The 12,481-nt window shown below is 68.9% G+C and carries 11 protein-coding genes; 10 read left to right on the forward strand and 1 reads right to left on the reverse strand.

From position 1 onward, the window contains the following. Nucleotide 1: 1 nt before the first annotated feature. From ACIGII_RS13420 to ACIGII_RS13440, 5 genes are all read left to right on the forward strand, one after another. Nucleotides 2-556: a DUF2878 domain-containing protein gene (locus ACIGII_RS13420; protein WP_399638811.1), complete on the forward strand. Its 555-nt coding sequence runs from the start codon at nucleotides 2-4 to the stop codon at nucleotides 554-556. Further along, nucleotides 553-1,347, forward strand: a complete 795-nt coding sequence (locus ACIGII_RS13425; RefSeq protein ID WP_399638812.1) for a DUF1295 domain-containing protein — start codon at nucleotides 553-555, stop codon at nucleotides 1,345-1,347. Before ACIGII_RS13420 ends, ACIGII_RS13425 begins: the two co-directional genes overlap by 4 nt. Further along, on the forward strand, nucleotides 1,344-2,417 hold the full coding sequence (locus ACIGII_RS13430) for an SAM-dependent methyltransferase (protein WP_399638814.1): 1,074 nt from the start codon (nucleotides 1,344-1,346) through the stop codon (nucleotides 2,415-2,417). Before ACIGII_RS13425 ends, ACIGII_RS13430 begins: the two co-directional genes overlap by 4 nt. A 20-nt stretch (nucleotides 2,418-2,437) precedes the next feature. Continuing rightward, on the forward strand, nucleotides 2,438-2,980 hold the full coding sequence (locus ACIGII_RS13435) for a lipocalin family protein (RefSeq protein ID WP_399638816.1): 543 nt from the start codon (nucleotides 2,438-2,440) through the stop codon (nucleotides 2,978-2,980). Nucleotides 2,981-3,057: 77 nt separating this feature from the next. Next, nucleotides 3,058-4,941, forward strand: a complete 1,884-nt coding sequence (locus ACIGII_RS13440; protein ID WP_399638818.1) for an RpoH suppressor — start codon at nucleotides 3,058-3,060, stop codon at nucleotides 4,939-4,941. A gap of 419 nt (nucleotides 4,942-5,360) precedes the next feature. Here ACIGII_RS13440 and ACIGII_RS13445 read toward each other — a convergent pair whose 3' ends face one another. Then, nucleotides 5,361-6,731, reverse strand: a complete 1,371-nt coding sequence (locus tag ACIGII_RS13445; protein ID WP_399638820.1) for a short-chain fatty acyl-CoA regulator family protein — start codon at nucleotides 6,729-6,731, stop codon at nucleotides 5,361-5,363. Between the two features lie 113 nt (nucleotides 6,732-6,844). On the opposite strand from ACIGII_RS13445, the gene ACIGII_RS13450 reads away from it, so the two are divergent. Genes ACIGII_RS13450 through mmsB form a run of 5 tightly spaced genes read left to right on the forward strand, consistent with a single transcriptional unit; the run spans nucleotide 6,845 to nucleotide 12,398 of the window. Further along, nucleotides 6,845-8,350, forward strand: a complete 1,506-nt coding sequence (locus tag ACIGII_RS13450) for a CoA-acylating methylmalonate-semialdehyde dehydrogenase (protein ID WP_399638822.1) — start codon at nucleotides 6,845-6,847, stop codon at nucleotides 8,348-8,350. A gap of 25 nt (nucleotides 8,351-8,375) precedes the next feature. Then, nucleotides 8,376-9,542 (forward strand): acyl-CoA dehydrogenase family protein, encoded by a 1,167-nt coding sequence (locus tag ACIGII_RS13455; RefSeq protein WP_399638823.1) that lies wholly within the window; start codon nucleotides 8,376-8,378, stop codon nucleotides 9,540-9,542. Continuing rightward, a complete protein-coding gene (locus ACIGII_RS13460; RefSeq protein ID WP_399638824.1) occupies nucleotides 9,539-10,339 on the forward strand; it encodes an enoyl-CoA hydratase in 801 nt (266 codons plus the stop codon). Before ACIGII_RS13455 ends, ACIGII_RS13460 begins: the two co-directional genes overlap by 4 nt. Beyond that, on the forward strand, nucleotides 10,336-11,511 hold the full coding sequence (locus tag ACIGII_RS13465) for an enoyl-CoA hydratase/isomerase family protein (RefSeq protein WP_399638825.1): 1,176 nt from the start codon (nucleotides 10,336-10,338) through the stop codon (nucleotides 11,509-11,511). The genes ACIGII_RS13460 and ACIGII_RS13465 overlap by 4 nt, the downstream gene beginning before the upstream one ends. Then, on the forward strand, nucleotides 11,508-12,398 hold the full coding sequence (mmsB, locus tag ACIGII_RS13470; protein WP_399638827.1) for a 3-hydroxyisobutyrate dehydrogenase: 891 nt from the start codon (nucleotides 11,508-11,510) through the stop codon (nucleotides 12,396-12,398). The genes ACIGII_RS13465 and mmsB overlap by 4 nt, the downstream gene beginning before the upstream one ends. Nucleotides 12,399-12,481 lie beyond the last annotated feature (83 nt).

Raw genomic sequence — 12,481 nt, forward strand, 5'->3', positions numbered from 1 at the left:
CGTGCGCCATTTCTGGGCCAACGTGATCGGCAACCAGGGCGTCTGGCTGTGCGCGGTGATCGGCGCCGGGCACGGACTGCGCTGGCCGGCCGTGCTGGCGGCCAGCGCGTACGTGCTCAGCCAGCTGGCGTGGTCGGCGCGGCCTGCGGTGGACCTGAAGCTGGTGGGCGTGGCGCTGCTGTGCGGCGCGGTCGTGGACGGCGTGGCCGGCGGCTCCGGCCGGGTGGTGTATGCCGCAGCGGGTCCCAGTGCGTGGATGGCGCCGGTGTGGATCCTGGCGTTGTGGGCCGCCTTCGCGATGACGCTCACGGTGTCGCTCAAGGCGCTGCAGCACCGCCCGTGGCTGGCCGCGCTGGTCGGGCTGCTGGCGCCGCTGGCCTATCTCTCCGCGGCGCGCGGCTGGTCCTCGGTGGCCTTCGCGGCACCGGCCTGGCACGGCGTGGCGATGCTGGCTGCGGGCTGGGCCATGGCGTTGCCGCTGCTGGCCACCTGCGCGCGGCATTGGCAGCACGCCAGCACGAATGCGTCAGCAACCACCAAGGGAGCACATGCATGATCCATCTTCTGTGGGTATGGCTGTACGCGGCACTGATCATGTGCTGGGGCTGGTGGTGGCAGCGCCGCCACCAGAACATCGGCGTGGTGGATGTGCTCTGGGCCAAGGGCGTAGGTGCCTCGGCGCTGCTGCTGGCATGGCTGGGCGATGGCGCCACCGCGCCGCGCATCGCGCTGGCCATGCTCGGTGGCCTGTGGGGTTCGCGGCTCTCGCTGCATCTGTGGAAGCGCGTGCGCAGTGAAGACGAGGACGGCCGCTACCAGCACCTGCGTCGCCACTGGAACGGGCACCAGGGCAAGATCTTCGGGTTCTTCCAGTTCCAGGCGTTGCTGATCGTATTGTTCGCGCTGCCGTTCGTGGCGGTGTCGCAGAGCGCGGAACTGCCCGTGGGCTGGATCGTCGCCGCCGTGGCGATGTGGCTGCTGAGCGTGGGCGGCGAGTCGCTGGCTGATCGGCAGCTGGCCCGGTTCCGCGCCGACCCGTCCAACAAGGGCAGGACCTGCCGCGATGGCCTGTGGCGCTACTCGCGCCATCCCAACTACTTCTTCGAATGGCTGCACTGGTTCACCTACGTGCTGCTGGCCGTGCACTCGCCGATGTGGTGGCTGGCCTGGTCCGGCCCGGTGGTGATGTATGTGTTCCTGCGCTGGGTGAGCGGCATTCCCTTCACCGAAGCACAGGCGCTGCGCACGCGCGGCGACGACTACCGCCACTACCAGCGCAGCACGCCGATGCTGTTCCCGTGGTTCCCCTCCCGTACCGCCTCCCCCCGCAAGGAGTCTTCACCGTGAACGTCGCCCGAGAATCGCTGCCCCTGCCGGACTACGCTCCCGGATTGACCGGCCTGGCCGAGCGCGGCCTGTTGCCCGATGCGCTGCTGCGGCTGGGCATCCGCCGCCAGTGCGAAGCGCGCCTGCGCGAGGAAAGCGCGGGCAGTGTGGAAGCACAGTCGCAGCGTTTCGCCGAGCGCATCATCGGCCTGTCGCGCAGCCCGCTGGCCCTGCATGTGGACGCGGCAAACCGCCAGCACTACGAAGTGCCTGCCGCCTTCTTCCAGGATTGCCTCGGCGCCCGCCTGAAGTACAGCAGCTGCTACTACCCCACCGGCACCGAAACACTGGACCAGGCCGAAGAGGCCATGCTCGCGTTGTATGGCGAACGCGCGCAGCTGGCCGACGGCCAGGACATCCTGGAGCTGGGCTGTGGCTGGGGATCGCTCACGCTGTGGATGGCCGAGCGCTATCCCGCCGCGCGGATCACCGCGGTGTCCAATTCCAACAGCCAGCGCGAGCACATCCTGGCGCAGTGCCGCGCACGTGGGTTGAGCAACGTGACGGTGCTGACCCGCGACGTGAACCAGCTTGTGCTGGACCCGGGCAGCTTCGATCGCTGCGTGTCGGTGGAGATGTTCGAACACGTGCGCAACTACGCGCGGCTGCTGCAGCGCATCCACCAGTGGCTGCGCCCGGACGGCAAGCTGTTCGTGCACATCTTCGTGCACCGCACCCTGATGTACCCGTTCGAAGCCGAGGGCGAGGACAACTGGATGGGGCGGCACTTCTTCACCGGCGGGCTGATGCCGGCGGCCGACACCCTGCTGCACTTCCAGCAGCACCTGCACCTGCAGCAGCGATGGTTGCTGGACGGCACCCACTACGAGCGCACCGCCAACCACTGGCTGGCGCGCCAGGACCAGAACCGCGACGCGGTCATGGCGGTGCTGCGCGCCGGCTACGGCGATGCCGCCGCGGCGCTGTGGTTCCAGCGCTGGCGCATGTTCTGGATGGCCTGCGCCGAACTGTTCGGTTACCAGCAGGGCCAGCAGTGGATGGTGGCCCACTACCTGTTCGAACGTCCCTGACCCACGCCGAGGAGATCGCCATGACACTACGACGCCTGCTTCCCCTCCTTGCCGCCGGCATGTTGCTAGGTGGCTGCAGCAGCAACACCCGCCCCATTCCGCCGGTGGCCCATGTGGACGTGCCGCGCTTCATGGGCGACTGGTACGTGATCGCGCATATTCCCAGCCGGCCCGAGCGTGAGGCCTTCGACGCGGTGGAATCCTACGCGCTGCGCCCGGACGGCCGCATCCAGACCACGTTCCGCTACCGCAAGGGCAGCTTCGAGGCCCCGATCAAGACCATGCACCCGATCGGCACGGTCAAGGAGGGCACCAACGGCGCGGAGTGGGGCATGCAGTTCGTCTGGCCGATCAAGGCCGAGTACGTGATCGTCTACCTGGACGACGACTACCAGCAGACCATCGTCGGCCGCAGCAAGCGCGACTACATGTGGCTGATGGCGCGCACTCCGCAGATCTCCGAGCAGGACTACCAGAAGGCCATGACCCGGATCGCCGCGCTCGGCTACGACCTGTCGCAGGTGCGTCGGGTGCCGCAGTCGGCCACCAGCAACCGCCGATGACGTAACTGCGGCGGGGTTCTCAGGCCCTGAGAAGGCCTTGGGCGATACTGGTGCCCAAGGCGGAGGAGGGCGGCGCAATGGCGGACAAGTACTGCGATCTGGTCATGAAGGGCGGCATCACCAGCGGCATCGTGTACCCCAACGCGGTGCTGTCGCTGGCCCGGGAATACCGTTTCAAGAGCATCGGCGGCACGTCGGCCGGGGCCATCGCCGCGGCGGTGGCCGCCGCCGCTGCGCTGGGTGATCGCCGCTGCCGTACCGGCGAGGCGCTCGGGCCACAGGCCGGTTTTGCCGGGCTGGCCGACGTCTCCACGCAGCTGTCGCGGCGCGGTTTCATCTACAGCCTGTTCCAGCCGGCGTACGGCGCGCGCACCGCCTACCGGCTGCTGGTGATGCTGGCCGGCAAGGCCGGCCTGCCGCGCAAGGTGCTGTGCCTGGCGGCGGCGGTGTTCGCCATCGCACCGCTGGAACTGCTGGCCGCGCTGGTGGCGCTGCTCGGTATCGGCTGGCTGGCGGCGGGCGTGGAAGGCGTGTGGGCCACGCTGCTGCCGTCGCTGCTGTGCGCGTATGGGGCCGGGGTGCTGGCGGCAGCGCTGCGCGTGGCGCGGGTGGCGCGGCGCAACCTGCTGGGCCTGTGCTCCGGCGCCACCCAGGGCGGCGCCGACCATCCCGCGCTGACCGACTGGCTGCACACGCAGCTGCAGGCGCTGGCGGGCAAGCCGCTGGACCAGCCACTGACCTTCGCCGACCTGCACCACGCCCCGCGTTACAGCGGCGAGCCGGCAGGGGAGCATGCGATCAGCCTGCAGATGATCACCACCTGCGTCTCGCACACCGAGCCGCGCACGCTGCCGTTCAGCGCCTCGCATTTCTGGTTCCGCCGCGAGGAATTCGCACAGCTGTTCCCGGCCAGCGTGGTGGCCTGGCTGCTGGCCCACGCTGGGGCGCCGCACCACGTGGACGGCGTGGACTACTACCGGCTGCCCGAAGGCGAGCAGTTGCCGGTGCTGATCGCCACGCGCATGAGCCTGAGCTTCCCGCTGCTGATCAGCGCGGTGCCGCTGCACGAACCCGCCCGGCGCGAGCGCCGCTGCGAACCGATGGCCGACGCCGCGCCCGCGCACGGCGACCGCAACGTGGCCGACAGCACCGAAGGACTTACCAGCGGTGGCCACGGCAGCGGCTCGGCGATCACCGCGTTCCGGGTGTGCTGGTTCTCCGACGGCGGCATCAGCAGCAACTTCCCCATCCACCTGTTCGACGCCGCGCTGCCGCGCTGGCCCACCTTCGGCATCAACCTGGTGTACCCGCACACCGCCGAACCGCTGCACGCCGCGCCCGATTCACCCGATGCCATCAATGCCGCGGTATTCCTGCCCACCGAAAACCGGCATGGCTGGCAGCGCAGCTACCAGTCCATCGCGCGGCCGCTGGCGGCGGCGGAGATGTCCGGGTTCCTGTTCTCCATCGTGTCCACCATGCAGAACTGGCGCGACGTGCTGCAGGCGCGCGCGCCCGGCTACCGCGACCGCATCGTGCACGTCACCCTGCAGGGCGACGAAGGCGGCATGAACCTGGACATGCCGCAGGCCGTGCTGAGCCGCATCGCCGCCAAGGGCAGCGTGGCGGGCGAGCGCTTCTGTGATTTCTCATTTGCCAATCATTACTGGATACGTTGGCGGAATCTCGCCTCCGCCTACCAGCGCTACACGTTGGAAGTGGCGCGCACGGATGATCCGGCGCAGCGTGTCGACGCCTGGCAGGAGGCCTACGCATCGGTTGCGCACGGCGCGCCACCGCCGCCGTCGTACCGGTTCGGCTCGGAAGAAAAGCGCCGTGAATCGCAGCAGCTGTGGCGGTTGATGGTCGAACAGGGCCAGACCTGGGAAGACCTCGGCCCGGACCTCACCGACGGCGCCCCGCGCCCGCTGCCGCAGATGAAGGTGACCCCCAGCTATTGACCGCTCGCGGCCGCACGACCAACGGTCGTGCGCTACCGGGATGCGGTTGTTGGTGGGGTGGGGCTGACGGCCGCACGACCCACGGTCGTGCGCTACCGGGATGCGGTTGTTGGTGGGGTGGGGCTGACGGCCGCACGACCAACGGTCGTGCGCTACCGGGATGCGGTTGTTGGTGGGGTGGGGCTCATGGCCGCACGACCAACGGTCGTGCGCTACCGGGATGCGGTTGTTGGTGGGGCGGGGCTGGCGGCCGCACGACCAACGGTCGTGCGCTACCGGGATGGCGGGGGGGGGGCCTGCGGCCGTGGGTTGGCGCGCGGGGGGCTGTCGTGGTTGGCGCACCGCGCGAGACCCCGGTAGGTACCGACCGTTGGTCGGTACGCTCTTCCCGTCCGCGCCGACCCGCGTGGCCAACCGGCTCACGCCCGCCCGGGCAGCTGCGCGAACGCGCGCTGCATGCAATCCTCGCGCGGGCAGACCCGGCAGCCCGGGCCGATCGACACCGAATTGCCCGGGCTCTGGATATCCAGCCCGCGCGAATAGATCAACCGCTCGGCATGCTGCAGGTCGCAACCCAACGCCACCGCAAACGTCTTGCGCGGCTGGCCGTGGCCAACCGGGCCGCTGCTGACCTGCCGGGCCAGCCAGAAATGCCGACGTCCATCCGGCATGCGCGCGGTCTGGGTCAGCACGCGCCCCGGCTGGTTGAACGCCTCATACACGATCCACAGCGGGCACGAACCGCCCACCTGCGAGAAGTGGAAATCGGTGGCCGAGTGGCGCTTGGACACATTGCCGGCGCGGTCCACCCGGATGAAGAAGAACGGCAGCCCCGGCGCACTGCGCCGCGCCAGCGTGCTCAGCCGGTGGCACACCGCTTCAAACCCCACCCCGAAGCGATGCGCCAGCGCGTCGATGTCGTAGGCGCTGTGTTCGGCCGCACGCAGGAACTGCGCATACGGCATCACCAGCGCACCGGCGAAGTAGTTGGACATGCCGATGCGCGCCTGCGCGATCTGTTCCGCTTCGCGGAAACCGGCGCGCGCGATCACCGCATCGATCTGCGCCGCATAGCCCAGTAGCGCCAGCTCGGCGGCCATCTGGAACGCCTGCTGGCCCGGTTCCAGGTAATCGGGCAGCCACAACGTGCGGCTGCCGCCGTCGTACACGCGCTTCTCGCGCCCGGCCTGCAGCGGCGCCACTTCCACCAGCACACCATGGCGGTCGGCCAGCAGCTGGCGCAGACGCGGCGCCACGTGCCCGGCCACCAGCCCCCATTCGCCGAACAGCTGCTCGGCCAGGTCGTCCAGCTCGGGAATGTGGTTGTGCATGCGGTTGAAGAAGTCCCGCACCTGGTCGCCGGCCGGCAGCGCCTGCCCGGCCTGCGGGTCGCCCAGCTGGAACTCCAGCGCGGCGGCGTGTTCGCGCAGCAGCAGGTGGCGGCGGTGCAGGTCGAGCAGGGCCCGGCTGATCTTCGGCAGGTTGCCCGCCATCGCCCGCAGCTCGGTGCTGCTCACCTCGTCCAGGCCCAGGTCGCGCAGGGTCTCACCCAACGCTTCCTGCAGCGCCCCGGGCTCATCCACGTCGAACAGGTCGGTAACGTCGCCCAACACCTCGCGCAGCCGGGACTGCACCGCCGGGGTCAACGGGCGCTTGTTGCGCTCGATCTGGTTCAGGTAGCTGGCCGACAGGCCGAGCGCCCGGGCAAGCTGGGCCTGGCTGTAGCCGCGCTGCTCGCGCAGGCGCAGCAGGCGCAGGCCGATCTGGCGTTGGGGAGGCTGGCTATTCACACAATTAACAAGAATCGTAGCGGGCGTTGGCCAGATTAAGCGCAGGCAGGCCGGAAATCGAGGGCTGGCGTGTGAATAATGCCAATCACCTTTCGCACCCCGCCGGTATTGCCATGACTGTTGCAGCGCCCCGTATCCGCATGTTGATCGATGGCCAGTTCGTCGAATCGGCCAGCTCGCACTGGCAGAACGTGGTCAACCCGGCCACCCAGGACGTCCTGGCCCAGGTGCCGTTCGCCACCGTGGGCGAAGTGGACGCGGCCGTGGCCTCGGCCAAGGAAGCCTTCAAGACCTGGCGCAAGACCCCCATCGGCACCCGCGCGCGCATCTTCCTGAAGTACCAGCAGCTGATCCGCGAGCACATGAGCGAGCTGGCGCACATCCTCAGCGCCGAGCAGGGCAAGACCGTGCCGGACGCCGAAGGCGATGTGTTCCGCGGCCTGGAAGTGGTCGAACATGCGGCCGCCATCGGCAACCTGCAGCTGGGCGAGCTGGCCAACAACGTGGCCAACGGCGTGGACACCTACACCCTGCTGCAGCCGCTGGGCGTGTGCGCCGGCATCACCCCGTTCAACTTCCCGGCGATGATTCCGCTGTGGATGTTCCCGATGGCCATTGCCACCGGCAATACCTTCATCCTCAAGCCGTCCGAACAGGACCCGATGGTCACCATGCGCCTGGTCGAACTGGCGCTGGAAGCGGGCATCCCCAAGGGCGTGCTCAACGTCGTGCACGGCGGCGAAGAAGTGGTCAACGCGATCTGCGACCACCCGGACATCAAGGCCGTGTCGTTCGTGGGTTCCACCCGCGTCGGCACCCACGTGTACAACCGCGCCTCGCTGGCCGGCAAGCGCGTGCAGTGCATGATGGGCGCCAAGAACCACGCCGTGGTGCTGCCGGACGCCAACAAGGAACAGAGCCTCAACGCCATGGTCGGTGCCGCCTTCGGCGCGGCCGGCCAGCGCTGCATGGCCGCCTCCACCCTGGTGCTGGTCGGCGAAGCCCGCGAGTGGGTGCCGGACCTGGTGGCCAAGGCCAAGACCCTCAAGGTCAGCGCCGGCAGCGTGGCCGGTACCGACGTCGGCCCGGTGATTTCCTGCGCCGCCCGCGAACGCGTTGAAGCGCTGATCGCCTCGGGCGTGGAGCAGGGCGCCAAGCTGGTGCTGGACGGCCGCAACCCGCAGGTGGACGGTTTCGAGAAGGGCAACTTCGTGGGCCCGACCATCTTCGACGGCGTCAAGCCGGGCATGCGCGTGTACGACGAAGAAATCTTCGGGCCGGTGCTGGTGATCCTGGAAGCGGAAACGCTGGACGACGCCATCGACCTGATCAACGCCAACCCCAACGGCAACGGCACCGCGCTGTTCACCCAGTCCGGCGCCGCGGCCCGCCGTTTCCAGGAAGAAATCGACGTCGGCCAGGTCGGCATCAACGTGCCGATTCCCGTGCCGGTGCCGCTGTTCTCGTTCACCGGGTCGCGCGCCTCCAAGCTGGGCGACCTGGGTCCGTATGGCAAGCAGGTGGTCATGTTCTACACCCAGACCAAGACCATCACCGCGCGCTGGTTCGACGACGAGACCCTGGGTCACGGCGTCAACACCACGATCAGCCTGAAGTAAGCGCCGGCAACGGCACGGAGTGTTTATGAGCAACTCGATGACGACGGAACTCGACGAAGCGCAGCAGGCCTATAGAGAGGCCGCGCGTGACTTCGCCCAGGCCGAACTGGCGCCGCACGCCGCGCGATGGGATGCGGAGGGCATCTTTCCGCGCGAGGCGATCGCCAAGGCAGGGGAACTCGGGTTCTGTGGCCTGTACATGGACCCTGAAGTCGGTGGCAGCGGCCTGAGCCGTCTGGACGCCGCCGTCGTCATCGAGGAGCTCGCCAACGTGGACCCGTCCACCGCGGCGTATGTCAGCATCCACAACATGGCCTCGTGGATGGTCTCCAGCTGGGGCACCGAAGCGCTGCGCGCCGAATGGGGCCAGGCGTTGTCGTCGGGCAGCAGGCTGGCCTCGTACTGCCTGACCGAACCGGGCGCCGGTTCGGATGCGGCCTCGCTCAAGACCACCGCCGTGCGCGATGGCGACCACTACGTGCTGAACGGCGCCAAGGCCTTCATTTCCGGCGCCGGTGCCACCGAGCTGCTGGTGGTGATGGCGCGCACCGGCGGTCCCGGCGCCAGCGGCATCAGCGCCATCGCGGTGCCGGCCGACCTGGCCGGCATCAGCTACGGCCGCAAGGAAGAGAAGATGGGCTGGAACAGCCAGCCCACCCGCGGCATCACCTTCGAAAACGTGCGCGTGCCGGTGGGCAACCTGCTCGGCGAAGAGGGCAGTGGCTTCAGGCTGGCCATGAAGGGCCTGGATGGCGGCCGCATCAACATCGCCGCCTGCTCGCTGGGCGCCGCGCAGGGCGCACTGGACGCGGCGCGCCGCTACATGGGCGAGCGCCGCCAGTTCGGCAAGCCGCTGGCCGATTTCCAGGCGTTGCAGTTCAAGCTGGCCGACATGGCCACCCAGCTGGTGGCCGCTCGCCAGATGGTGCATACCGCCGCCCGCAAGCTCGACGCCGGCGCCAGCGATACCAATGTGTGGTGCGCGATGGCCAAGCGTTTCGCCACCGACGCCGGCTTCCAGGTCTGCAACGATGCGCTGCAGATCCACGGCGGCTACGGCTATATCCGCGAATACCCGATCGAACGCCTGCTGCGCGACAGCCGCGTGCACCAGATCCTGGAGGGCACCAACGAGATCATGCGCGTGATCGTGGCCCGCCACCTGCTCAACACCGAAGAGGAACTGCGATGATGGATTGGCGCAAGCAGGAACACGTGGGCCTGAAGGTCGAGGCCGACGGCCACACCGCCGTGATCACCCTGGACAACCCGCCGGCCCATACCTGGACCGTGCACAGCCTCTCGGCGCTGCGCGACCTGGTCGGCGCGCTCAATGCCGACACCGGCATCTACGCACTGGTGATCACCGGTGGCGGCGAGAAGTTCTTCTCCGCCGGCGCCGACCTCAAGCAGTTCGCTTCCGGCGACAAGGCGCTGGCCCGTGAGGCGGCGCGCCGCTTCGGCGAAGCGTTTGAAGCGCTGTCCGGTTTCCGTGGCGTGTCCATCGCCGCGATCAACGGCTACGCCATGGGCGGCGGGCTGGAATGCGCGCTGGCCTGCGACCTGCGCATCATCGAAGAACACGCCCAGGTCGCGCTGCCGGAGGCTACGGTGGGCCTGCTGCCGTGCGCCGGCGGCACCCAGAACCTGCCCCGCCTGGTCGGCGAGGGCTGGGCCAAGCGGATGATCCTGCTGGGCGAACGCATCGACGCCGATACCGCCGTGCGCATCGGCCTGGCAGAAGAAAAAGTCGGCAAGGGCGAATCCAGGGCGCTGGCCATCGAGTGGGCGAACAAGGCCGGCAAGCAGAGCCCGTCCAGCGTGGCCGCCTGCAAGACCCTGGTCCAGGCCACCCGCAGTGGCATCAGCCATGCCTCGGCCCTGGTCGCCGAGCGCGAGGCCTTTGTCGACCTGTTCGACCGCGCCGACCAGGCCGAAGGCGTGAACGCCTTCCTGGAAAAGCGCGCACCGCAGTGGAAGAACGCATGACCACGCCCGAGGCCAGCGTGGAGGCGCCGGCGCTGTTCGAAGAGCGCACCGCCGCCAACGGCACCCGCATCGGCATCGCCACGCTGAACGCACCGCGCACCCTCAACGGGTTCTCGCTGCCGATGGCGCACCTGCTGCACGAACGCCTGACCGCCTGGGCAGCCGACGAGGGCATCGCGCTGGTGGTGCTGCAGGGCGCGGGCGAGAAGGCGTTCTGCGCCGGTGGCGACCTGCACAGCCTGTACCAGAGCATGCGCGCCTACCGCGATGCCGGTGCGGGCGATGTGCGCGACAACCATTACGCCTCCGAGTTCTTCGACGTGGAGTACCGCGTCGACTACGCCATCCATACCTACGCCAAGCCGATCCTGTGCTGGGGCCACGGCATCGTCATGGGCGGCGGCATTGGGCTGATGTCCGGTGCCAGCCACCGCGTGGTGAGCGAGCGCTCCAAACTGGCGTTCCCGGAAATCACCGTGGGTCTGTTCCCGGACGTGGGTGGCAGCTGGTTGCTGCCGCGCGTACCGGGCAAGGCGGGCCTGTTCCTCGCCCTGACCGGCGCGCCGCTCAATGCCGGCGACGCCATCTATGCCGGCATGGCCGATATCCATATCGCCGAGGCCCAGCGCGCCGATGTATTCAACGCGCTGGCCGACGTGCACTGGAGTGCGGACGCCAAGCGCAACCACGAACAGCTCAGCACCCTGTTGCAGCAGCACGCCAGCGATGCCGCCACCGGTCCGCTGCTGCGCAACGCCGCGTTGATCGACACGCTGTGCGAGGGTAGCGATGTGCCTGCGGTGGTGAATGCCATTGCCGCGTTGCATACCGAAGACCCGTGGCTGCAGACCGCGCAGGCTACGCTCGCCGCCGGTGCCCCCGGTTCGGCGCGCCTGGCCTGGGAACTGCAGAAGCGCACCGCCGGTGCGTCGCTGGCCGACGTCTATCGCCTGGAGTACATCGCCGCGCTGCACTGCGCTGCCCACGGCGATTTCGCCGAAGGCATCCGCGCGCTGCTGATCGACAAGGACCGCACCCCGCACTGGCAGCCGCAGACGCTGGCTGAGGCCACGGTGGGCTGGGCCGACACCTTCTTCGCTTCGTCGTGGGACGACGCCACACATCCGCTGGCCGACCTGGGCGCCACTGTTCCTGAAAGGAGCCACGCATGAGCCGTATTGCATTCATCGGGTTGGGCAACATGGGTGGCCCGATGGCCGCCAACCTGGCCAAGGCCGGCCACGCCGTGCGCGTGTTCGATCTGGTGCCGGCCGCCGTGCAGGCCGCCGTCGACGCCGGTGCCACCGCCGCCAGCTCCGCGCTGGACACGCTGACCGATGCCGAAGTGGTCATCTCGATGCTGCCGGCCAGCCGCCACGTCGAAGGCGTGTACCTGGGCGACGACGGCCTGCTGGCCGACATTCCCGGTGGCGCGCTGGTCATCGACTGCAGCACCATCGCGCCGGCCACCGCACGCAAGGTGGCCGAAGCGGCGGCCGCACGAGGCCTGCAGATGCTGGATGCCCCGGTCTCCGGCGGCACCGCCGGTGCCCAGGCCGGCACCCTCACCTTCATCGTGGGCGGCGAAGCCGACGCGCTGGAGCGTGCGCGCCCGCTGCTGCAGGCGATGGGCAAGAACATCTTCCACGTCGGCGCCAGCGGCGCCGGCCAGGTGGCCAAGCTGTGCAACAACATGGCACTGGGCGTGATCATGGCCGTGACCGGCGAATCCATCGCCCTGGGCGTGGCCCACGGCTTGGACCCGAAGGTGTTGTCGCAGATGATGGCGGTCAGCACCGGCCGCAGCTGGGCCACCGAAGTGTGCAACCCGTGGCCGGGCGTGCTGGAAAATGCGCCCGCCTCGCGCGGCTACAGCGGCGGCTTCGGCAGCGACCTCATGCTCAAGGACATGGGCCTGGCCGTGGAAGCGGCCATGAGCGTGGGCGCCTCGATCCCGCTGGGCGAACTGGCCCGCAACCTGTACTCGATGAACCACCAGGCCGGCCGCGGCAAGCTCGACTTCTCCAGCGTCGTACAGCTGGTAACCCCGGAAAAATAACGGGAACAACGAATGCATCCCTGAAACGGGATCCACCGCGGTGGGATGGGCGGATGCACGGTCAACGCGACCCGCATCCGCCC

This window comes from Stenotrophomonas sp. NPDC077420, from assembly GCF_044543385.1.
In the GTDB taxonomy this organism is placed as follows: domain Bacteria; phylum Pseudomonadota; class Gammaproteobacteria; order Xanthomonadales; family Xanthomonadaceae; genus Stenotrophomonas.

Coding starts and splice junctions, on each gene's coding strand:
- ACIGII_RS13425 (WP_399638812.1), top strand. CDS start 553: ATGATCCATCTTCTGTGGGTATGGCTGTACGCGGCACTGATCATGTGC.
- ACIGII_RS13435 (WP_399638816.1), top strand. CDS start 2,438: ATGACACTACGACGCCTGCTTCCCCTCCTTGCCGCCGGCATGTTGCTA.
- ACIGII_RS13440 (WP_399638818.1), top strand. CDS start 3,058: ATGGCGGACAAGTACTGCGATCTGGTCATGAAGGGCGGCATCACCAGC.
- ACIGII_RS13450 (WP_399638822.1), top strand. CDS start 6,845: ATGACTGTTGCAGCGCCCCGTATCCGCATGTTGATCGATGGCCAGTTC.
- ACIGII_RS13455 (WP_399638823.1), top strand. CDS start 8,376: ATGAGCAACTCGATGACGACGGAACTCGACGAAGCGCAGCAGGCCTAT.
- ACIGII_RS13460 (WP_399638824.1), top strand. CDS start 9,539: ATGATGGATTGGCGCAAGCAGGAACACGTGGGCCTGAAGGTCGAGGCC.
- ACIGII_RS13465 (WP_399638825.1), top strand. CDS start 10,336: ATGACCACGCCCGAGGCCAGCGTGGAGGCGCCGGCGCTGTTCGAAGAG.
- mmsB (WP_399638827.1), top strand. CDS start 11,508: ATGAGCCGTATTGCATTCATCGGGTTGGGCAACATGGGTGGCCCGATG.